Origin of the sequence: Victivallis vadensis (assembly GCF_003096415.1) — a bacterium.
Lineage (GTDB): Bacteria > Verrucomicrobiota > Lentisphaeria > Victivallales > Victivallaceae > Victivallis > Victivallis vadensis.
Window position 1 is genome coordinate 179,674 of sequence record NZ_QEKH01000002.1, and the last position, 21,694, is coordinate 201,367.

Genomic DNA, 21,694 nt, shown 5'->3' on the forward strand with positions numbered 1-21,694 from the left:
GGAGGTCACTCGAAAAGGATGACCGGGAATTTGCCGGGATCTTTTTCGTCGCCGATGCCCGGGGCGAGCTGGAGCCAGCCGTCCCGGCCTTCGCCGTCGTTGTCGTTGACCAGCAAATTGAACCGGAACCCCTGCCGGTAGAGCTGCGGCGTCAGGCCGAGCGCCCGGTTGGGCAGACGGAGTTCATAGCGGGTTTCCGTCCCCTCCCGGACGATCCGGCAGGTTCCGAAGGCGGCGGTCCGGTTCGGATCGTAGCCGCGCGGCGCCCGCGGGATGGTCAGCTCCGCTTTGCCGGAGTCGGAGAGCGACAGGCAGAGTTCCCAGAAGCCGTTCTGCCCGGGGAGCTGGAGCGCGAACTGCACCGAGTCGCCTTTCCATGCCTCCGCCGCCGGGAAGGGCTGGGCGTGGCGGTCGTCGGTGACGGCGGCTTTCAGCACGAAATTCCCGCCGGCCCGCTCAAGGGTGATCGCGGCGCTCAAATCCTCCGGGCCGGACCAGAGCCGGTGCAGCAGCGCCGGGTCCGCTCCGGTCAGCGAATGGAGCTGGCTGCGGTTGTCGAGCCGGAAGTCCGGACCGGTTTTCCGCGCCGGAATCAGTTGCGCGGTGCGTATCGGCAAAGTCACCTCACCCTGCCACGGCGTGCCGTCGAGCGCATACGAGAGTTTCAGGAGGGCTCCGTCGCGGGGGCGCGGCGGCACGGTCAGCAGAAATTCCGCGGCGCTTTCGCCGTTCGCCTTGACCGCGACCCGTTTTTCGGCGCGGTCGGCGGAGAAGCCTTCCGGCAGGGATTCCGGCTTCAGCACGAAGATGCGGTCGATATTCTGCGGGTTGCGCAGCGACAGCCGGACCGGAAAAGTCTTTCCCGGCACCGCGAAACCACCGGAGGTTACTGCGAGCAGTTCTCGGCCGGGCTTCGCATGGGTGGCGTTGCGCAACAGCAGTGTGGCGGGCGTCCTGCCGAATTCGAACAGCGCCATTCCGTCCGCGACCGGAATTTCGACGGAGTTGCCCATCGGGTCGATCACGGCAGCAGAGGCGGCGTCGCTGAGGATCGGCAGAGTGCAGGTCGCGCCGTCGCCGGCCTCGTTCCACGCGGGGATCAGAATGCCCTCCGGCGTGGAAAATTCAAATATGTAACTGCCGCTTCCGGCCTGAAGTTCACGGCGGAACCGCGCGTTGCGGAAGGTCCCGGCGAGCATGTTGTAGACGGAGTAGACCGGCTTCGGATAGAACTCATGATCCAGCATCCCGTAATTGTGCTCCGCGTTTTTCGGGTCGAAGCCGTCGTTGCGCAGGTCGTACCAGGTGTAGCCGATCGCTCCCCGGCTCCACGCGAACAGCAGTTTTTTGAACAGCGTCAGCGCCTGGTTGCGTTCGGTGCCGCCGAGGGAGTGGATCGCCGTTTCGTTCGCATACCAGGGCGCGGTGACTTTGGCCGCGGCGCGCATCGGCAGGAACTGTTCGTCGAGCAGCCGGACGTAAGCCGGAAAACTGCCGTGCTCATGGTAGGCGTGAATGTCGTACAGCCCTCTGGCCGCGATCAGGTTGTCCCGCTGGAAGGTCGGGGATTTCAGCCCCGGATGCGGGGTCAGCGTGGCGTAGCCGCCGGTCAGCAGCTTGAGTTCGGGGGAGACCTTGCGCGCCTCTTCAAACGCGATTTTCTGGAGTTCGACGTATTCGTCCGGGCTCATCCGGTTGAAACCGGTCAGGTCGGGTTCGTTCCAGACCTCCCAGAAGCGGATTTTGCCCTTGTAGCGGGCGAACACGGTCGCCGCGTAGTTGCGCCACGCGGCGGAATCGGGCTTGGAGCGCGACCATTCCAGCCAGTCCGGAGCGTTGCGGAGCTGCTCCGCCGCCGCCCAGCGCGCGGTAAAGGCGAGCATCGCCTGAAGCTCCATGCCCATCTTGCCGTAGGAGTCGACCAGGGAATCCATCGGGGCGAAGTTCCAGCGGTCTGCCGCGGGCTGGAGGGTGTGCCAGTCGACGGAGTCGCGGATCACTTTCGCGCCGCACAGCGCGGCGGCGAGCACTTCCTTGTCCTGCGCCCCCGGACTCCACCACTCCGAATGCGTGCAGATGCTGAAGAGAAAACCGGGCGCACGTCCCTCAGTGGGGCCGGCCGGTTCCAGCAGGGCAAACGACCGCGAGTGCGTCACAGGCCGATCCGGCGCACCGGCTTCCCGCACGGTCGCGGTGACCTGCCAGTGGCCGAGGCGATCGGGCTGTTTTTCCGGCTTGAACGTGACCGACTGCCCCGGCGCAAGCGCGGCGGAACGGCTCTCCGTCAGCCGGGTCCCGTCGAAATGCGCGTAAACGATGTCGATCGCGAAATTTCCCGCTTTTTCGGAACGGTTGGTGAAGCGGAGGGCCAGCGCCGCTTCGCCGCCCTTGCGGAGCACATGGACCGGCGTGCCGGTTTCGACCTCAAGCTCCAGCGCTTCGGCCGCGGGCAGGACGGTTCGGAGCGCGGCGCTCTTCAACAGCACTTCCCCGTTTGCGGCGGCTGAATTGCGAAAGAAGATATTGTCCATTTTGACCGGCAGCACCGCTTCTTCCAGAATTGCGCCGAGATCGAATTGCAGCGGCGCCCCCTCCCGCTGCAGGCGGAGTTCCGGGGTGGTGAACGGCACACCTTTGGCGTCACGCAAAATGGCGAATGCGGTCAGTTCGCCCTGACGCACTTCGGCGTCGAGGGTCAGGGCGGCAGGCCTGCCGCGCAGAGGCAGCAGTTCGTTCCTGCGCTCGGTGATTATGAATTCGCCTTTGATGTCTTTGAGCAGCACGCCGTCCGGCTGCTGCACGATCAGCCCCTGACCGCCGCGCTGCCGGAACAGTTCATCCCGGTCGAAACGGTACAGCGGCAGAAGCGCCTTGTCGCCCGGCAGTTCCCGCACGGGCGGCGCTTCGGTGTCGATATCAAGTGCGAGGAGCGTCAGACTTGAGGCTGGTGCGCCCCCGGCGAAATCAAAGGCGAACCCCAGCACGCTGCCCGGCATGTCGAAAACGCGGTTGGCGTCTCCGCCCCAGCAGAGCTGGAATTGCTCCGGCTTCACCTGCCAGACCACTTCAAATTCGCCGCCTCTGGCGAAATCGGCTTGGCTCACATACTGGAATACCTCGCGGTTGCGGTCGAGCAGCCGCAGCGACATGCGCCGGACCGGGGAACCGGCGGGGACGCGGACCTTCGCCGCGATGCGCGCCGAGCGGAAAATGCCGAGCGGCAGCGGGCGCGGCAGTACGATTTCGGCATAGCCCGGCTTCGCGGGATTGAACGGGAACGTGATTTCCCCGTTTCGGGCGCGGCAATCCAGTCTGGCGCCGCCGCCCGGTTCCGGGACGATCAGGGTGCCGCCGTCGAGGGAAACGCGCGCGGCCCAGAGAACGCCGGCCGTACACACGGCGGCGAAAAGGAGGAATCTCTTCAAATAGTGCATGGTTGCCTCGAATTAACCTGAATGGATCACAGTCCCCAATGCGCTATGGGAGCCAGCAGCGAGTCGGCATTGCTGGATATGAAAAGGGGAGGATTGAGCTTCTTGACGTACATGCCGTAGAAAAGCGCGTTCCGGCCGCCGTCCGGATGGCCGTACTCGAATTTGAATCCCCAGTACGGGACGGACTGGCCGCCGCCGTACTGATTGGCGTCACGGCCGTCGTCCGTGTGCGGGACGATGCGGTCCGCCAGCAGTACGATATCGTTCCGGTTGGTTTTGTAGTTGGAGTAAAACGGCTTGACCCGGTCCATCCGGAACGCCTGATTGGCGGCGAGGGACCTGCTCGTATCGTTTGCATAGGGGACTTTGCCGTCGCTTTGGCTTCCTGCGTTGAAAGCGTAACTGAGCCGGGTCTTCTTGCTGCCGACAAGGGCGTTTTTATCCGTGGGACAGGTCAGGTATTTCGCAACGAGGTTCCAGCGGTTGGCGTGCGCGCCGTCGCCGCCGAGCGTGGATACGACGAATTGCTCCCAGGAGTTCGGCGTGCTCTGGTCGGCGTTGGTCGCTCCCGAACGCGGCGGGAACCATTCGCCATTGCCGTAAAGCATGATTGCGGTACTGATCTGTTTGAGGTTGTTGACGCAGGCGGTCGACTGCGCCTTGTCTCTGGCCTTGTTCAGCGTGGGCAGCAGCATGGAGGCGAGAATCGCAATGATTGCGATCACGACGAGCAGCTCGATCAGCGTAAAATTCTTGCTTTTCATACGGTTATATCCTTTCATTGGGAGTTAGTGTTCTTACGGAGTCCCGTTCTATGAGCTTCATTGGTATTTCGGCCTTGAAATTGGCGATCTTCTTCTTCAGGATCGCGGCGATCCCGGTGAACGCGGCTTCGACCTCCGCGCCGAGGTCGGCGCAGACGGCGGTCAGGGCGGGATGGTAGAACTTGCCGATCTGCTCGGTCGAGTGCGCCATGATGCTGATGTCGCGCGGCAGTTCGTAGCCGAACTCGCGCAGCGCCGTCATGATGCCCGGAACGCCTTCGGCGGTGATCGCGTAGACCGCGGTGAACCCGGCGGCGCCGTCATGTTCTTCGAGATACTGCTTCATGCCGAGATACGCCTTGTACTGGGCGTACTCGCCGCTGGCGGTCATGCAGTCGATCTTGATCAGCCTGATGCCGAGCAGCTTTGAGAGGTAGTCGAATGAAACGGCCTGCTTGTCCGTCGGAAGCGAATGCGGCTCGCTCTGCACGATCGCGATCTGCCGGTGGCCGCATTGGTAGAGATGGTGGCACGCGAGGATGGCTCCCCCCGCATCGGCTGACCTGACGTTGCTGACCGGGAAGCTGCCGGTGTCGGCATTCAGCAGGACGACCGGAATCGAAAGGGAGGCGAGCCATTTCATTTCATCCGTGGAAATGTCGGCGCGCGGCGTGCGGATGATCGCGGCATCGAAGCCGTCGGTGTTGAGCGAGGCAATCGTGTCGCTGTCCGGCACCAGCATGGTCTTACACAGTTGCCAGCCGTGATGCGTTTCCGTGTAGACGCCGGCCATGCGGTTCCATTCGAGGGTCACTTCGCTCGGCCAGTCCAGCACTGCCAGAAGCACTTTATAGGCATTGGGGCGGCGGGTCACGCTGCTGAAGATTCCGACCTGCGGAACCCGTTCGATCAGCCGGTCCGCTTCCAGCCGCTCAAGCGTGCGGTCCAGCACACCGCGGTGGCATTTGAACTTATCCATCAGTTTTCGGACCGAATAGAACTTCGTGCCGGAGGGGAAGTTGTCAAGCTCCCGGTCCAGCATCCGGTACAGTTCTTCGATTTGCGGTTCAAGTTTCATACGCTCTTTCCAAAATTGTGCCGCCTTGTGAATAATTATACCGGAAATGCACAGTTAAAACAATAACTGTGCATAATTTTTGCGGAAAATCATACATCCGCCGCATGCCTGCAATCCGGGATGAAGAATATAAAAAGAGTGCGAAGACGAATCTGCGCACTCAAATTGCGATCCGGGACGGGGCCTTTCGTCAACGGATGGCTTTGGACATCCGCAGGACGGTGTTGTAGTAGACCACGAGATCTTTGGCGGTCTCGTACTCTTTGGGATTCGGGGAGTTCTTCAGGAGCTGCATCGAAACCTTGGCGACCTCCAGCGCCTTGTCCGGGCGGCCGCAGTAATAAAGCACTCCGGCGTATTCGCGCGCGATCAGCCCCTTCTGGCGGTCGTCGGCGAACTTCGGTGCGTTGTAGGCGGCATGGGTCAGCTTGTAGGCGTTTTCCACGCGCAGCTTGCCGACCGGCTGGCTGAGTTCCTGCCGGGCGAAGCGGATCAGCACCGCCGGCTGGTCTCCGAAGTCGGCGACCAGACGGTCGAACCAGACGGGCAGCCGGGTGTCCGCCCCCGCTTGGTGCAATGCGCGGATCAGCTGCTCATAAAGCTTCAGGTTGCGGGGGAGCTGTTTCAGGCCTGCTTCGGCGGTCTTTTCGGCGGTGTCGATGTCGTTCATCAAAGTGCCGGCCAGATTGATTTTGAGGGTCAGCAGTTCAAGATTATCCGGATGTTTTTCCAGCTCGGCGTCGACCAGCTTGCGCACGGTCGGATAGTCCTTGATCTTCATCGCGCTCATCACCGCCTGGGAGAACTTCTCGCGCTCGATATTGCCCTTCAGGTCGTATTTGCCGGAGAGGATTTCCGGGAGCACCTCGTCGAGATATTCCGGGCGGCCGCGCCAGAGCAGCTTGCCTGATTTGTCGATCACCGCCGCCAGCGGCACCTGGTCGTTGGGGCGCATATAGGTGTAGAGCGTTTTGAGGATGTTGTCGGCGGCGACCGGGAAGGGCAGGGGCTGGTTCCTGATGAATTTGTCGACCGCCTCCGGGGAGTCGGGCGCGATGCCGATGAACTGCAGCTCCTTTTCCCCGAACTTGTTCGCGGTGGCGATGATGCGTGGAAACACATCCAGACTGCGCTGGCCGATGGTCCAGAAGAACAGAACCGCGTGCTTTTTGCCTTTCAGGTCGGCGAGGTTGACCGGCTTGCCGGAGAGCCACGCCCGCAGGTCCAGTTCGGGAACCTCCGCTCCGGTCTCCAGCGTCGCGCCCGGGGCGGAGAAGATGCAAAACAGCGCGGCTGCCGCCGCAACGAACAGTTTGAGGGAGTTCTTCATTTCATTTTCTCCAATCGGTCAAACCATTTGAACAGAAATTCGGCGCAGAGCACGAAAAGTCCCGACACCAGCAGCGGCCAGCCGGTATAGCCCGCCCGCATCGCCTGAATGCCGCTGACGATCAGCGGCACCGCGCAGAGGACCAGCGCCAGCCGGAACAATAAGTGGCAGAGCTTCACCAGCAGCGGATTGGGCTTGTTCGCAAGCCGGGCCGGTGCGGGGGAAGCCGGAGCCGCCGCGTTTTCCGGTTCCGGCCGGGGTTCGTGGCGGCGCATCGCTGCATAAACCAGCGTGGCGGTCATCTTCTCAAAGGAGATGCCGGAAACTTTAGCCGCTTTCGGCACAAGACTGGTGGCGGTGCAGCCGGGGATGGAGTTTCCCTCCAGCATATAGGGCACGCCGTCTTTGCCGACGATGAAATCCACCCGCAGGATGTCGCGGCAGCCCGCGCCCAGATAGAACTTGACCGCCTGCCGGGAGGCGTCGGCGACCTGTTCCGCGGAGAGGGAGCGGGCCGGGCAGAAGTATTCGGTGTGCCCGTCCTTGTAGACGTATTTGGCGTCGTAGTCGTAGAAGCCGTGGGGGCTTTTGATCTCGATCGCCGGGAGCACTTCGCCGTTCACGATCGGGACGGTGATCTCGATGCCGTCGATGTACTCCTCGACCAGCAGCTCGCCGGCCATCGCGAACTCTTTTTCCAGAGCGGCGTCCCACTCTTCGGCGCGTTCGACCTTCACGATGCCGAAGGTCGAACCTTCCATCGGGACCTTGAGGATCAGCGGCAGTTTCAGGTTCTGCGGCAACTCCCGGCGGTCGCGGGTCACGACGCTCCACTTCGCGGTCGGGATGCCGAGCCGGTCGAGCAGCCGCTTGGTGGCGATTTTGTCCATGGTCAGCAGACTGGCGGCGCTGCCGGAGCCGACGAAACGCAGGCCGGCTTCCTCCATCACCTTCTGGATGCGGCCGTCCTCGCCGAAGCCGCCGTGCAGCACCGGGTAGACCACGTCGGCTTCGCGCATCTCCGGGAGGAGGCGGCATTCGGTCACATCCGTGACCGTCACGTCGAAGCCGCCGTTGCGCAGGGCCTGCGCGACCGCACTGCCGGATTTCAGCGAAATTTCACGTTCGTTGCTGGCGCCGCCGAGCAGGAGGTTGATTTTCGGGGCCTCGACGGCGGCCATCACTTTGGGCAGTGCGTCCGGGTTCAGGAATTTCACTTCGGGACGCAGGTAGAAGCCGTGCTTTTCCGCGACGGCGCAGCGCAAATGGCGGACCAGCTCCACATAGTCGGATTCCCTGCCGGAATCGAGGTTCACGATGAAGTTGGCGTGTTCGGCGCTGACCGCGACGCCGCCGATCCGGTAATTCTTCAGGCGGCACTGGTCGATCAGTCTGCCCGCCGGTTCAAATTCGGAGACGTTGCGGAAGGTGCAGCCCGCGCTGCGGCCGGCGGGTTCGCGTTTGCGCCGCGCCTCGACTTCGGAGCGGAGCGCGGCGATTTCGGTTTCGCGGTCGGCGGCGGGCAGTTTCAGCTCCGCACCGGTGATCACGACGTCGTCGGGAATGGAGCTGCCGCGGTAGCGCCACTCGATTTCATCGTGGCCGGCGCTCCACGGATTGCCGCGGAAGTCGAAGCCGCTGACTTTGACGATGAAATCGCCGATCGAGACGCCGTTGGCACCGGCGTTCATCCGGAGCGCGCCGCCGAGGGTGCCGGGGATGCCGGCCAGCCGGGCCAGCCCGCCGAGACCGAGTTCGACGGTGCGGCTGGTCAGGTCGGGCAGCCGCAGGTGCGCACCGGCGCGGATGATGCCGTTTTCGCTGCTGAATTCGGAAAAGCCGTTGCGGTGCAGCCGGATGCCGAGCATCGGGCAGGGGGCGTCCATGCCGACGAGGTTGGTGCCGCCGCCGATCACAAAGACCGGAATCGCGTGTCCGGAGGTGAAGCGGAGCAGTCCGGCCAGCTCCTCCGGGTCCTGCGGTTCGGCGAGCACCGGCAGCGCGGAACCGACGCCGAGCGAAGTGATGTCGCGGTATGAAACGTTTTCACGGATGGCGAGCCGGGGGAGGGCGCGCTTGAGGTCGTCGAGATATTGCGCTTTCATTGCTTGTTGTACACTTTCTTCGGATCGAACACGGTTTCGCCGGTTTCCACAAGCGTGCCGCCGTCGACTTTGCGGTAGAAGCAGCTGCGGTGGCCGGTGTGACAGGCGGCGCCGCCGATCTGTTCGACCTTGAAGATCACGCTGTCGCCGTCGCAGTCGACGAGGATTTCGCGGATCAGCTGGACGTTGCCGCTCTCTTCGCCTTTGCGCCACAGCCTTTTGCGGCTGCGCGAGTAGTAGACCGCGCGGCCGGTCGCGAGGGTTTCTTGCCAGGATTCCGGGTTGATGTTGGCCAGCATCAGCACTTCACCGGTCCGGAAATCCTGGGCGATCGCCGGGATCAGGCCGCCGTACTTGCTGAAATCGAGTTCGATCATTCTTTCTTGAGCCTTGCAGAATAGTTTTTGGGGATACGCCTTTATTAATGTGGTCGCATTTGTCGTTTTTTGCAAGTCGCCGGAAGCAGGTAATTGGAAAAATGATCGAAGTATGAAAGCGCGTTCAGCCAAGCGGAACGGTCATGCCGTCGGAGGCGAACAGCACGCCTGCCCCCCACGCCGCGTCGGCCTTCGCCTTCTCTCCGGCGGGATCGCGGAGGATTTCGAGGCCGTGGTGGAGAAAGAGAAGCCGTCTGACCGGCCAGTGCCGCGCCCGGACCAGTGCACACAGTTCGGCGGCCCGGTGGTGGCCGGTCTCCGCCATCAGCAGTTCGGTCGGCTGTTCCAGCCATGCCGCCAGCTCGTCGAGCGAACCGACGTCGCCGGTGTAGACGATGTGCTTGGGGCTGAACCGGAGCCGGAAGGAGTAACTGCGCGGCTTGCCGCTGCGGGGATCGGGCGGCATGTGGCGGTTGGGCAATGCTTCGACCGCCGTTTCGCCGTCGCGGTGGAGTTCTCCGGGGCGGAGTTCACGGACGACCGGCGTGAAATCCCATTCGTCCCCAGCCGCCGCGTCGGCTTTCAGGAACACGTCGGCCGCGGCGATGACCTCCGGCGCGGAGGTGTGACAGGGAAGCTCCCGGAACTCCCGGTCGCCCCGGAGCCATTTCTCCTTGCGGATCGCCTGAAAAATTCCGGGCAGCCCCGCGGTGTGGTCCAGATGCGGGTGGGACAGGAAGAGGGCCTTGACCTTCAGCGGCGAAAGTCCTTTCGCATAGGCGTGGGAAGCGCATCCGCCGCCCGCGTCGAACCAGAGCAGTCCGCCGTCGTTCTCTTCGAGAATCCACGACGTGTAATCCCGTCCCGGCATCGGTTCGGTGCCGGAACAGCTTCCGAGAATGTGGAGCAGCATTGTAATCTCCTTGTCTGATTTCAGGTCGGGCTAGACCAGGTCGCGGCGGACTCCGAGGGTGGATTCGGAGAAGACGACCGGATCGGTCTGCCGGAAGATTTCGCGTTGGAGCTCTTCGGGGGAGGGATCGGCCAGCAGCGCGATTTCGTACTCGTGTTCCCCCTGATCGGTGATCCGGTAAGTGTTGACCGCCGGAACGCGGTAGGGATCATGATGGGCGTAATAGGGGGTGCGCAGCAACGTCAGGCGCAGCTCGCCGCCGGGCTGGACGTCGCAGGCGAAACAATCCTTCGACACGACGGCGAGCGACTGTTCCCGTCCGCGCAGCAGAGTGTAGTTGAAAAACGGAAATTCCTCGCCGTTGAGTTCGCGGCGGATTTCGCCGCCGGGGCAGCCGTCGCGGCGTTCGAGGACCGGGAAGGCGGGAGTGAGCGCCAGCTTCACGATCTGCTGTGCGCCGTTCCAGTTCAGGCGGAGCCGGAGCCGCAGTCCGCGGAATCCCGCTTCGCGGCGCAGGGCGGCATGGATGGTGTTGCCGCGCCCGTCGCTGAAGCGGCCGAGCGACTGGGACAACAGCGGCCCGGTGAAGTGGCTGTGGAATTTCCCCGCCTGCCGGAAGGAGCGGCCGGGTTGGGCCGGATAGCCGTTCAGCCCGTGACTCCAGGTGTCGGAGCGGTCGTGGATCACGTCGAAGCGCAGCGGCGCGCCGAAATATTCGCGGCCGCCGCATTGCAGGGAGGCGACGCCGCCGGGAGCCGGGAGGCTGCCGGAACGGTCCGGGGCGGCGGAACCGGCATAGTCGAGGTACAGGATTTTCCGGCCTTGAGGCGGCAGTTCGAGCGGAAAAGCGAGGCGGGCCAGCCGCATCACGGCGGCTTCCGGCGGCAGCGGCTGGAGCGGCACCGTCCGTTCTTTTTCATCCAGCAGCCGGATGGTTTCGATGCCGCGCCTTCCGCGTGAATACTCCCATGAGACCCACGGCTCGACCTCGAACAGCCCGCGATAGGGTTCAGGGCCGGTGTTGTCGAAGACCAGCCGCTGCCGGGAGTCGGGGCGGAACCGCACGTTGCGGCGGCGGACCGCGCGGATCTGCGCAGTCCGAGCGAGGCTGCGCACCGCCCCGAGGCTGTCGAGTATCCCGTCGTAGGCGGAGGCGATGGAGCTGCCGGGCAGGAGGTCGTGGAACGTTGCGAACAGCAGCTGTTTCCACGCCTTTTCCCGCTCGGAGCGGCTCAGGAGGCGTTCCGACTGAAGCAGCCGGTTTTCGGTCAGCCGCACTGCGCGCTTGATCGCGGAACAGGCGGAATAACAGCCGATCGCGTGGTGGAGGAGTTCCCCGGTCACCACCGGCAGCTTCGCGCCGGAGCCGCGGACCGCGTCGAAAAAGGCGTCGGGATGGCTGAACCGGATTTCGGCGTCCTGGCGGCCGCGCTGCGTGAGGAGGTAGTCGATTTCGGCGCGGGCGGGGCCGCCGCCGTGGTCGCCGACGCCGCAGAAACACATGATGTGGCCGACCGCCGGATCGACGGCGGCGATCACCCGTTCGAGGTGGCCGGGAAGGTATTCGGGGGAAGAGCTGTAACTCTCGAAAATGCGGGCGGCCAGCAGTTCCGCGCCGTTCGGGGAGCGCCAGCGGAAGAGTTCGCCCGGCAGTGTTTTTTCCTGCGGGGAGGGGCGCATCATGCAATAGTTGACGACCCCGGCTTCGCGGTAGAAGTCCGGCAGGAAAGCGCCGTGGCCGAAGCTGTCCACATTGTAGCCGGTCCTGACTTTGACGCCGAATTTTTCCCGGAAATACGCTCCGCCGAACTCGTTGTGCCTGCGGTAGGTTTCCGGCGACGCGAGATTGCAGTCGGGCTGGACGTACCAGCCGCCGACCACATGGAGACGTCCGGCGGCGATATGGCCGCGCAGCCTCTCGAACGTGGCGGTATCGTGCCGCTCGACGGTCTCATAGAACCACGCTTCGCCCCGGGTGAGGTGGATTTCCGGGTAAGCGTCCAGCAGGTCGCAGGCGGTCCGGGCGGTGGAAAGGGCTTCGTCGATGCCCTGTTCCAGCCTCCAGAGCCAGACCGGGTCGAGATGGGAATTGAGGATGATGTGAACGATCGGCTTCATTGGTTGTGTTGGTCCTTGGTGGTGGTGGTTTGTTCGATGGCTGCGATCTCTTCCGGGAGGAGGGCGATGCCGTAGATCCGGCAGTCGTAGATCCGGCAGTCGAGCGCGGAACGCACGCCGCCTTTCCCGTCCGGGAAACCGCCGGCGAAGAATGTTCCGCCGTAGGGAAAGACGGGGCCGGCGATCGAGTCGCGGGCCTCTTCCTGCCCGTTGACGTAAAGTACGGCGACGGTTTCGATGCCGCGCCCTTCGGCGACGCCGGTTACGCGGTACTGCCTGCCGGGGACGAGCCGGGTCTTGCTGTGGATCATCAGGCTGTCCGAACGGAAAGCGTTCCACACATTGAAAAAGACGCGGCCGTCCGGCATCACGCCGAGCGCGTTGTCGAAGCCGGGCCGCCCGGCGATCACGCCGTTCTGCTTCGGGAGTGCGTCAAGTTGCACGGCGGCGGTGACGGTGACCGATTCCGGGGCGTTGCCGGGTTTCCAGGCGGCGGTCGAGCCGCCGGTGAAATGCCACGCTCCGTCCTGACGGCGGACGTTTCCCGAAAACACCGGTTTCGCCGTGCCGGTTCCGTCGAGGGCGGCGACCGGGGACATCACCGGCCACGCCTCCTTGCCGGTTGCGCCGGGAAGTGCGCAGATTTCACTGGGAGTCAGCGCCTTGTAGTGGAAGTAAAAATTGCCGACCGCACAGGCTGCGGGCGATTTCGCGTTGCCGTCGCGGTCTGCGTCGATGCCGCCGAGGAAAAGTTCCCGGCCGTAATGGCGCGGCGGCATCGGCAGGGTGTCGGCGGCTTCCAGCGCTCCGTCGATGTAGAGTTTCATCGCCGTATGGTTGTCGCGGGAGCAATCCATCGTACCGGCGACGCGGTGGCGCCTGCCGGGGATCAGCGGATTCCGGGAGATCAGCAGGCGGCTGGTTTTGCCGTCGCGTCCGAAGCAGGAGAAAGTCACCCGTCCGTCCGGGCGGACCGCGAGCGCGTTGTGGAAGCCGGGCCGCCCGGCGATCACGCCGCTTTTTTCCGGCAGGCGGTCAAGGGTGAGGTCGACGACATAACTCGCCGACAGGGGGCGGTCCGGGTAGAGCCACGGGATCGAAAAGCGGCAGACCGAGCGTTGCCCGTCGAATTTCAGCGCATCGCCTGTTTTTTCCAGCGCGGTGCGCAGCGTGACCCGGACGTCGTGCCCGACGTACCCCGAGATGTCGCCGTTGTGGAAAAAGACGACCGGGGGCCGCTCGAACGGCGGTTTCGCGGCGAGCGTCCCGGCGCACGACAGCAGGGTGGAAAACACAAGGATCGTGAACAGCTTCATCGGGCGTTTCCTCCTGTATGGATTTTATCGAGCAGAATCTTTCTGCACGCGGTGAAGGTTTCGGCGGGCTTGAGGTTGAGCTTCAATTGCGGGCCGCGGCCGATCGGCCTGCCGGTATAAGCATCGAACCACTCCTCCGCGCCGCCGACGTTGAGGTCGTACAGGCCGCCCTCGCCGGCGGTGACGGCGACGAAGTCGCGCCCCTTGTGAATTCCCGCGTTGCGCGAACAGTAGACGTGCGCTCCGGCCTTGCGGGCGAAGGCGCGGATCGTCGCGGCGGGCAGGTCGGCCGCGCCGCAGAATACCGAAAACGGTCTGCCGTCTCTGCCGGGCCGGAGTACGATCGCCGGGGTGCCGTAGCTGTCGCGCCAGTAGGCGAGCACGAGGTCGCCCTTTTCCGGGACCGGGGCGAAGACCGGCCGGAGGGTTTGTCCCCACCCGTAGTGATCGGGCAGGTTGAAGTCGAATCCCTCCGGGCGCGCCCAGACCGTCCAGGTGGCCGGCTGGACCGGGCGGACTTTGAAGCCGGTCGTCTCCTCGATCGTTTTCAGCGAAAATTCATTGCGGTCGAGGTCGATGTAACCGGGGGCCCACATCCAGACCGTCGGGATTTTTCCGGCGCGGTCGCGCAAGGCGCGCCGTTCTTCACCGGTCAGCGCGACGGCGTTGCAGTGGATGTCCAGCTTGCTGTAACCGGCCTTGTCGGAAACGATGTCGTCGAGGAGCCGGACGCCGGAAGCGCAGCCGGAGCGGGACACGCGGTCGCGCATCGCGCTGACGCCGCCCTCAAGGGTGTAACGCGGTTCGTTCGCAGAAACGATGAAATCGGCGTTCTTTTCGTCGAAAAACAGCGTCACGTCGGGGCGGTAGGGTTCCGGATCGTCCAGAACGGCGGCTTCGAGCCGGTCTGCGAAGGCCTTTTCCTCCCAGAGCGCGGGATCGTTCCACATGCCGCGCGAATGGTGGTCGTACCACCAGACGCCGTAGTTGCGCGCGAGGTTGAACAGGAAGTTGCGCCGCAGCAGCAGGCGGGTCTCTTCGAGGGTGCGGTCGAAGGCGGCGCGGTGGCTGCCGTCCTCGGGCATGCGCTGGCGCATGGAAATATGGGTCGCGGTGTCGTCCTCGTTGAACCAGATTTTGCCTGCTGCCGTGATGCTTTCGCCGACGGTGTGGGTGAACTGAGGGCCGCCCGGCACCCGGGCGAGGTTGGAGTAGCTGTATGGGCCGCAGAGCACGTCGATGTCGGGGGAGCGCAGCAGCCGGGCGAGCGCGAAGTGTCCCGACTGCGAGGGGCCGTTGCTCTGCGGCATACACTCGAAAAGATAGCCGTAGAAGACCGAGACGATGCGGGTTTTGCCGCACTCCTCGCGCACGACGCGCGCCAGTTCCAATGCGAAGTCCGCCATGTCGCGGTTCAGGAACGCATTGAAATCGATGCTCGCTTGTTCGGTGTGCGGGTCGTGGAATACCTCGCCCTCGCGTCCGCTGCGGAGCGTCGGCGGCGGAACCGGCGCGTTTTCAAACGTGAGGTGGTTCTTCTTCCACGCCCTGCACAAGGCGGTCAGGTCGTTGCGGTACTTCTCCTTCAGGAAGTTGCGGAAGGCCGCGCCGGTCGCGTCGTCGTAGCCGAACAGGTTGCCCCGCCGCGCGAAGTTGCAGTACTGGAATTCGCCGTGGTGTCCGGCGGCGACGTGGTAGCCCATCATGTGATCGCCGTACTTGCGTTCCATATAGCGGATGAAGTCGCGCAGCGCCCCGGCGGCTTCGCGGCGGTAGCGCGCGGAGGCGATCGCAACCTGATCCCGGCTGCCGTCGGCGGAGAGATTCTTTTCCCGCATATCCGCCTCGGCGAACGGCGGCTCCTGAAACTGGACGCGGGGCATGAAGAAGGCGTCGGGATCGGATTTCAGGATTTCGCCGCAGATATGGTCGGCGAAATCGGCGGCGGCTTTCCGCTGCGCTTCGTCGCCCCACAGCGGCAGGAAGCTGACCGAATAGACCCGGACGCCGTGCTTCCGGGCCAGCTTGACTTCGGCGGCGACGCTTTCCGTTTCCACCGGATCGCCTTTGGTGATCCGCGCGGCGGAAAAGATGAAATTGCTTTCGGCCTCGCCGTTGCGCGTCAGCCGCGGCACGCCGTTGATGGGGCGGACGCTCCAGTCGTCGGCGTGCAGCGCCGCGGAAACGGGTAGCAGTAACGCCGCCAGGAGAGAGAGTCTGTTCATTTGCAAACCTGTCTGTTGGTGGTGGAGGGGGATTCTAGGGATACCATTTGCTGCCGCTGTCGGCCATCAGATAATAGACCAGGGGAACATATTCCTGTCCCAATTCACGTCCGGAAGCGGCTTTCGCGTGGCCGTCGAAAAAAGCTACTGTCGCCCTGCCGAGATGGTGTTCCTTGACCGAGTTGGTGTACGAGTCGCAATAATAGGTGATCCGGTAGTGTCCGACGGAAGCGGGCTGGCCGTTTCCACTGTCGCCGCAGGCGATCGTGCCGCCGGGAGACTTGAAGCGGCCGGGCTGGTAGACGCCCCACTGCTTATCCGGGTCGATGCCCACAATGCCGGTTCCGAGCCGGGCTTTCACATCGCTGGTGGGCCATCCCTTCAGGACCGGCACGATGTCCATCCAGCCGATGGTTCCGTTCAGGTCGGCCGCCCCGACGCGCGGTGTCCAGTTCGGGTCGAAGTCTCCCGAGGGAGCTCCGCTCTTGGTGCAGGTGAAGGTCCCCCACGGCGCATAAGGGGTCAGGCCGGAGTCGGTGCCGTCCCATTTGATGCCGGAGAGAACGAATGCCGTCAGGGCGGTTCCTCCATATGCCTGCGGCCCCTGATAGTACATATAATCCTTGAAATCATTGGCATAGAGCTGGTTGGCGAGGATCGCCTGCTTCTTGCGGTTGAGGCATGCGCTGGTCTGAGCCGATTCGCGGGCCCGGTTCAGCGCGGGCAGCAGCATGGAAGCGAGAATCGCTATAATTGCTATTACGATCAACAACTCAATGAGGGTGAATCTACTTGTTTTTTTCATGTTTTTCTCCATGCGGTTGATTGGGGGGCGGATGAAAGTTTCAATTTCTCCTGTTCAACCTCCTTTCTGCTGTGGATTCAGGTTTTTCACGGAGGCGCGCTCGATCAGCAGGCTGGGAACGCGGCGGATGCCGAACGGTTTTCCGCTGAAAAGATTTTCCACTCCGGTGCGGACCTCCCGCACATAGCCGTCGAAGTCTCTTGCCACGGTCGTCAGCGGCGGATCGCACCGGGCGGCAGAGGGAACTTCGCTGTTGGCGATCACGCTGATATCGCCCGGAATCGAATAACCGAGCGACTGTACCGCCTGATAGAGGCCGTTGGTGGCAAAAACACCTTGCACGAAGCAACCGGTAAAGATTGCCCCGTGTTGTCGCAAATGGCGGTAAACAGCTTTTTCGGTGGTGATCATGCTTGATTCTCCCGTGTGATGCCGGCAGTTGATGATCTGCGGCCTGATGCCGTGCAGTTGCAGATAAGCGACAAAGCCGCCGGTTTCCCGCCGGACGCAGAGGTCGGCGGGTTCGGAGACGATCGCCGCAATTTTCCGGTGCCCGTTCCGCAGCAGGCTGTCGGCGGCGAGCATGCCGGTGTACTCCGGTTCGCTGTCGATGGCGTTGACTCCGTCGCAGGAGATGTGGTTTTCCAGAAAGACCAGCGGGATTTCGCAGGAGAGCAGCCGGGCGACGTCCTGTTGCGTGCAGTCGGAAAAGGCATAGGTCAGCAGCGCGACATCGCCGAGTTCGCGGTTCAGCCTGCCGAAGAGGAACTCTCGCTCCTTCCCGGGCGGAATGAGCGCGCGTGAAAAAACGCAGCCGGAGAGGGTGCTGAACGCCTCCTCGAATTTCGCATCCAGCGTCTGCCAGTATTCGGAAGGCCAGTCGCTGTGGACCACGACGATGCGCCGCACGGCGGGATCGGGCCGTTTCCGCACGAAAATGCCGACCTGCGGTTCGATGCGGATCAGCTCCTCGGCTTCCAGCCGGGCGAGAGCCTGCTCCAGAGCCCGCCGGGAGGTCCGGAAACGGCCGATCAGCGTCTGGTAGGAGAAAAAACGGTCGCCGGGCGCATGGTCCGTCAGGGCCGCGCGGAGTTTTCCATAGAGCCGCCGGATTTCCGGCTGTATGTCTTTAGGCATTTTTCATCTCCTTATCCGTACTGTGAGTTAATCTATTGTTATGCCACAACCATCGCAAAACTATGTCACAATAAATATAAAGCGGAGGTGAAATTCATTCCAGCCGGAAGCAATGATTTGTCTTTCCCGGCTCGGGGGACATCTGCCATGTGAAGGGAACGGAAGAAAGATAAAAACTACCTGTTTGATTACGTTTTGGTCATAAAGTGGATTGTATCTATTGAAAATACAAAGAAAAACAGTATGTTTATATTATGCTAATAAGAATACATTGAAAGGATGTATGAAACTGCTGGTACACACCGGTGGCGGAATTTCGTCCTGCGAGGCGAAAGAAAGCCGTCCGTTGAGTGAAACCCTGCGGGAAGCGGGGATAGGGCTGGATTTGCGCTGCGGCGGCAACGGGCGTTGCGGCAGGTGCCGGATCGAGCTGGTTCGCGGCGATTTCGTCGCGGCGGGCCGCCAGGTTTCCCTGCGGGGCAAAGAGACGGCGGCGGTGAACGCCTGCACCTGTTTCCCCGCCGGAGCCGAGGGGGAGATCCGGATTCCGGCGGCCTCGCTGCACCGGAGCGACGGGGCGGTGGAGGTGAACTTTTCGCCGGTGCCGGATCTGTCCGGGGGGCCCGGAGGCCTGTCGGTTGCGGTGGATATCGGCACCACGACGGTGGCCGCATTGCTGGTGGAGGATGGGCGGATCGTCGCATCGGCGGGGATGCCGAACCGGCAGTTCCGGTTTGGAGACAATGTGATCGACCGGATCGCCGCGTGCCAGAGTTCGCCCGGGGCGCAGCGGGAGCTTCACCGGGCGGTGGTCGATGAGACGATCAATCCGTTGCTGGCGCAGTTGGCGGTCGATCCCCGCCGGATCAGCCGGATGGCGGTCGCCGCCAATACTGTGATGACCCATCTGTTTTACAATGAAAGCCCGGTTTCGATCGGGACGGCGCCGTTCACGCCGAAGTTCCGCCGTTTCCCGGAAGTCGCCGCCGCGTCGCTCGGAGTGGCGATTCGGCCGGAGGGAAGGATCATCGCGGCTCCGGCGATCTCCGGCAACGTCGGCGGCGATATCACCGCCGGGCTGGTGGCGACGGGCTTCGGCGCGTCCGGCGGAACGGAGCTGCTGCTGGATCTGGGAACCAATTGCGAGATGGTATTGGCGCACCGGGGGAAGGTCTGGGCCTCCAGCGCGGCGGCGGGACCTGCTTTCGAAGGGGCGAACCTGAGCTTCGGATGCCGCGCCGCGCCCGGAGCGGTCGAGCATCTGACGCTGTCGGCGGCGGGCAAGCTGGAGTTGCAGGTTTCCGGGGGCGGAGCACCCATCGGCCTGTGCGGTTCCGGGGCGGTCGATTTTCTGGCGGAAGCCCGCCGCGCGGGGGCGCTGGATGAGTACGGAAGACTGGAGCCGGGGGTGCTGCGGCGCTGGGGACGGCTGGTGACGCGCAACGGCGGGAACGGTTTCCGGATTGCCTCCGGCATTGTGGTGACGGAAGCGGATATCGAGCGGCTGTTGAAGGCCAAAGCGGCTGTCGGCGCGGGAATCGCGTCACTGCTGCGCCATGCCGGAGTGGAACCGGAAGAGATTCGGATATTTCATCTGTGCGGCGGTTTTGCCCGTTGCCTGGATTTGGATGCCGCGCAGGCGATCGGGATGCTTCCGCGATTGGAGCGGCCGGTATTCCGGATCGGCGGCAATACCTCTCTGGCGGGTGCCGTGTTGCTGGCGGCGAGGCCGGACCGGATGGCGGAATTCGAGAAATGGGCGGATTTGCCGTGCGATTTGCCGCTGAATTCGCTGAAAGGTTTCGAGGAGAGTTATATCGATGGGTTGCTTTTAGGCTGAATACAAGTGATTTGTGATGGTGTTTATAATTTGATTTCACTAAAAAAGAATAATTTTGCCTTTTTTATATCTTTTTTTACAATTTTTTGTTTGCTTTGTTCGTTTTTTATAAAAATGGAGTTATATTATGCCAGAGTTACCAGAGGCTGAGAATATCGGAAGGGCTTTGAAGCGCGCGTTGGTGGAACGCCGGATCGTAAAGGTGGAGGTGTTTACTCCGGCCATGCGCGAACCGCTGACGCCGCTGCTTTCGGCCGGATTGGAGGGGCGCCGGATCATCGATGTGCGCCGGCGCGCGCGTTATGTCGTGGTGGAACTGGATGACGGGCGCGGGCTTCTGATGCACTTCGGGATGTCCGGGGTGGTTCGGGTGGAGTCGCCGGAGGTGCCCCGGCGGAAACATGAACATGTGTTCCTGCACCTGGACGACGGGCGTGCTTTCCGGTTCGAATGCACAAGGCGGTTCAGCGTGCTGAAAGTTTGCGAACTCCCGCGGCCCGGCGGGTGGCCGTCTGAACTGGATGCTCTCGGTGTGGAGCCTCTTACCGATGCGTTTAACGGAAATTATCTTTATGAAAAGTCGCGCGGCCGCACGGGATGTGTCAAAAATTTTATCATGAACAATGAAATAGTGGTCGGGATCGGCAATATTTATGCGACGGAAACGTTATATGCATCAGAAGTCAGTCCGTTGCGCGAAACCGGTTCCGTGACCCGCGAGGAATGTTCGAGAATCGCCGAGTGCGCGAAACGGATTCTGGCGCGGGCCATCGAACTGGGCGGCACGTCGATCTCGGATTTTTTGAATGTGGATGGTTCGGAAGGAAAATTTGCCCTGGAGCTGGCGGTGTACGGCAGGAAGGGGCAGGCGTGTCCGAAGTGCGGAGAACGGATTGAGATGAGGAAGCTCGGCGGCCGCAGTTCCTGCTTCTGTCCGGTGTGCCAGAAGTAGATGGGCCGGGGTTCCGTAAAGTAAGTAACTCATGCTATATAGGAGGACGATATGAAGTTCCGGGTCATGCTTATGACTGGACTGTTGCCGCTCGGTTTGGGCTTGGCCGGCTGTGCGGCGATCGGAGAGAAACCGGAATCCGAAGCGGCGGCGGAGCTGTTGCCCGCCGCTCCCCAGCCGGAAGCGAAGGCGATTGCCTCCGCTTATGTCGCCGGGCTGGCGGAAGCGATCGAACAGGATGATTTCGCAAAGCTCAAGGCGGTGATTCCGCGGGAATCGAAGGACAAAGTGACGGAGGAGATGTTCAAACAGATGGCCGGAGAACTTTCCGAAGGGCTTGGAACCCTGAAGAAAACGGAGTATCTGGGAGAACTGAATCAGAGCGTGGTAATGGATTATATCTGGAAATTCACGTTCGAAAAAATGAGTGCCGACAAGGATGGCAAAAGCCGCAATCTGTGCAAAGAGGTGCTGTACATGGTTCGCATGGGGCGAGTCGACGGGCGGTTTGTCATTGTCGGTTCCGGTTTCCGATTTTAACAGAATCTTTTAAATAATAACAAAAGGGATTTAAGATGAAAAGTTTGACTGAAAAGCAAAAGAACATTCTGGAATTCATCGAGGAGTTTCTTGATCGCGAAGGAATGGCGCCGACGGTTTATGAGATTGCCGACAATTTCCAGATCAAGACTTCGACGGTCTTCGCCCATCTGCGGGCGCTGCAGAAGAAAAAGCAGCTGTCGCGCAGCTCGAAGGCCCGCAGTATTTCGCTGATGTCCCGCGCGCGCGGAAGCCGGACGATGCCGAATTGCGCGCTGGCGATTCCGTTATTGGGACGGGTCAATGCCGGACTTCCCTCTGAAAGCATTGAATTCAAGGAAGGCGAGGTCTGCATTTCGAATACGATGCTCGGCGAGCATACGCCGGAGCAGATGTTCGCGCTGCGGGTGCAGGGCGAAAGCATGCGTGATCTCGGTATCTACGACGGCGACATCGTGATCTGCGGACAGGGCGCTTCAAAGCCGCGTCCCGGTGATATCGTGGTTGCGTTGGTGCAGGGGGAAGTGACGGTCAAGAGTTATTTCCCGAAAACGGGCGGCCGTATCGAGCTGCGTCCGGCGAATCCGGACTTCTCAGTACAGGTTTATCCGATTGCCGACGTGACGATCCAGGGCAAGGTGGTCGGCCTGCATCGCAAGTATTGAGCAATCTGAAGTTGAAAGGGCTGTTGCAAAAACTCATGGTTTTGCAACAGCCCCTTTTTCATTTCTTCAACTTACGTTCTGTAGAGAATTCAAGT

General features: G+C 62.3%; 16 protein-coding genes. 4 read left to right on the forward strand and 12 right to left on the reverse strand.

Features of this window, described 5'->3' with window-relative positions:
- Nucleotides 1–5 precede the first annotated feature (5 nt).
- The 12 genes from C8D82_RS02000 to C8D82_RS02055 form a co-directional block, all read right to left on the reverse strand.
- A complete protein-coding gene (locus C8D82_RS02000) occupies nt 6–3,425 on the reverse strand; it encodes an endo-1,4-beta-xylanase (RefSeq protein WP_165832775.1) in 3,420 nt (1,139 codons plus the stop codon).
- Between the two features lie 35 nt (nt 3,426–3,460).
- Nucleotides 3,461–4,198 (reverse strand): type II secretion system protein, encoded by a 738-nt coding sequence (locus C8D82_RS02005; protein WP_116882593.1) that lies wholly within the window; start codon nt 4,196–4,198, stop codon nt 3,461–3,463.
- A 4-nt stretch (nt 4,199–4,202) separates the two neighbouring features.
- The gene (locus C8D82_RS02010) at nt 4,203–5,276 is read right to left on the reverse strand and encodes a substrate-binding domain-containing protein (protein WP_116882594.1); all 1,074 of its coding nucleotides are present in this window, start codon (nt 5,274–5,276) and stop codon (nt 4,203–4,205) included.
- Between the two features lie 190 nt (nt 5,277–5,466).
- Nucleotides 5,467–6,606 carry a redoxin domain-containing protein gene (locus C8D82_RS02015; protein WP_116882595.1) on the reverse strand — a complete coding sequence of 380 codons (1,140 nt, stop codon included), beginning with the start codon at nt 6,604–6,606 and terminating at the stop codon, nt 5,467–5,469.
- Nucleotides 6,603–8,711 (reverse strand): UDP-N-acetylmuramate dehydrogenase, encoded by a 2,109-nt coding sequence (gene murB, locus C8D82_RS02020; protein ID WP_116882596.1) that lies wholly within the window; start codon nt 8,709–8,711, stop codon nt 6,603–6,605. Before murB ends, C8D82_RS02015 begins: the two co-directional genes overlap by 4 nt.
- Complete coding sequence (hisI, locus tag C8D82_RS02025; RefSeq protein WP_116882597.1) at nt 8,708–9,088, reverse strand: phosphoribosyl-AMP cyclohydrolase; 381 nt, start codon at nt 9,086–9,088, stop codon at nt 8,708–8,710. Before hisI ends, murB begins: the two co-directional genes overlap by 4 nt.
- A 124-nt stretch (nt 9,089–9,212) precedes the next feature.
- A complete protein-coding gene (locus C8D82_RS02030) occupies nt 9,213–10,001 on the reverse strand; it encodes an MBL fold metallo-hydrolase (RefSeq protein ID WP_116882598.1) in 789 nt (262 codons plus the stop codon).
- 30 nt (nt 10,002–10,031) lie between these two features.
- Nucleotides 10,032–12,119, reverse strand: coding sequence for an alpha-mannosidase (locus tag C8D82_RS02035; protein WP_116882599.1), 2,088 nt, complete (start codon nt 12,117–12,119; stop codon nt 10,032–10,034).
- Nucleotides 12,116–13,435, reverse strand: coding sequence for a LamG-like jellyroll fold domain-containing protein (locus C8D82_RS02040; protein WP_116882600.1), 1,320 nt, complete (start codon nt 13,433–13,435; stop codon nt 12,116–12,118). Before C8D82_RS02040 ends, C8D82_RS02035 begins: the two co-directional genes overlap by 4 nt.
- Nucleotides 13,432–15,660 (reverse strand): beta-galactosidase, encoded by a 2,229-nt coding sequence (locus C8D82_RS02045; RefSeq protein ID WP_116882601.1) that lies wholly within the window; start codon nt 15,658–15,660, stop codon nt 13,432–13,434. Before C8D82_RS02045 ends, C8D82_RS02040 begins: the two co-directional genes overlap by 4 nt.
- A gap of 34 nt (nt 15,661–15,694) precedes the next feature.
- The gene (locus tag C8D82_RS22040) at nt 15,695–16,465 is read right to left on the reverse strand and encodes a prepilin-type N-terminal cleavage/methylation domain-containing protein (RefSeq protein ID WP_187144109.1); all 771 of its coding nucleotides are present in this window, start codon (nt 16,463–16,465) and stop codon (nt 15,695–15,697) included.
- A gap of 54 nt (nt 16,466–16,519) precedes the next feature.
- The gene (locus C8D82_RS02055) at nt 16,520–17,602 is read right to left on the reverse strand and encodes a substrate-binding domain-containing protein (RefSeq protein ID WP_116882603.1); all 1,083 of its coding nucleotides are present in this window, start codon (nt 17,600–17,602) and stop codon (nt 16,520–16,522) included.
- 283 nt (nt 17,603–17,885) lie between these two features.
- Between C8D82_RS02055 and C8D82_RS02060 the strand changes: the two genes are divergently transcribed.
- The 4 genes from C8D82_RS02060 to lexA all read left to right on the forward strand — a co-directional run bounded on the left by C8D82_RS02060 (nt 17,886) and on the right by lexA (nt 21,599).
- Nucleotides 17,886–19,442 carry an ASKHA domain-containing protein gene (locus tag C8D82_RS02060; protein ID WP_116882604.1) on the forward strand — a complete coding sequence of 519 codons (1,557 nt, stop codon included), beginning with the start codon at nt 17,886–17,888 and terminating at the stop codon, nt 19,440–19,442.
- A gap of 127 nt (nt 19,443–19,569) precedes the next feature.
- On the forward strand, nt 19,570–20,394 hold the full coding sequence (gene mutM, locus C8D82_RS02065; RefSeq protein ID WP_116882605.1) for a bifunctional DNA-formamidopyrimidine glycosylase/DNA-(apurinic or apyrimidinic site) lyase: 825 nt from the start codon (nt 19,570–19,572) through the stop codon (nt 20,392–20,394).
- 72 nt (nt 20,395–20,466) lie between these two features.
- A complete protein-coding gene (locus tag C8D82_RS02070) occupies nt 20,467–20,934 on the forward strand; it encodes a hypothetical protein (protein WP_133245018.1) in 468 nt (155 codons plus the stop codon).
- 35 nt (nt 20,935–20,969) lie between these two features.
- Nucleotides 20,970–21,599, forward strand: coding sequence for a transcriptional repressor LexA (gene lexA, locus C8D82_RS02075; protein ID WP_116882607.1), 630 nt, complete (start codon nt 20,970–20,972; stop codon nt 21,597–21,599).
- Nucleotides 21,600–21,694 lie beyond the last annotated feature (95 nt).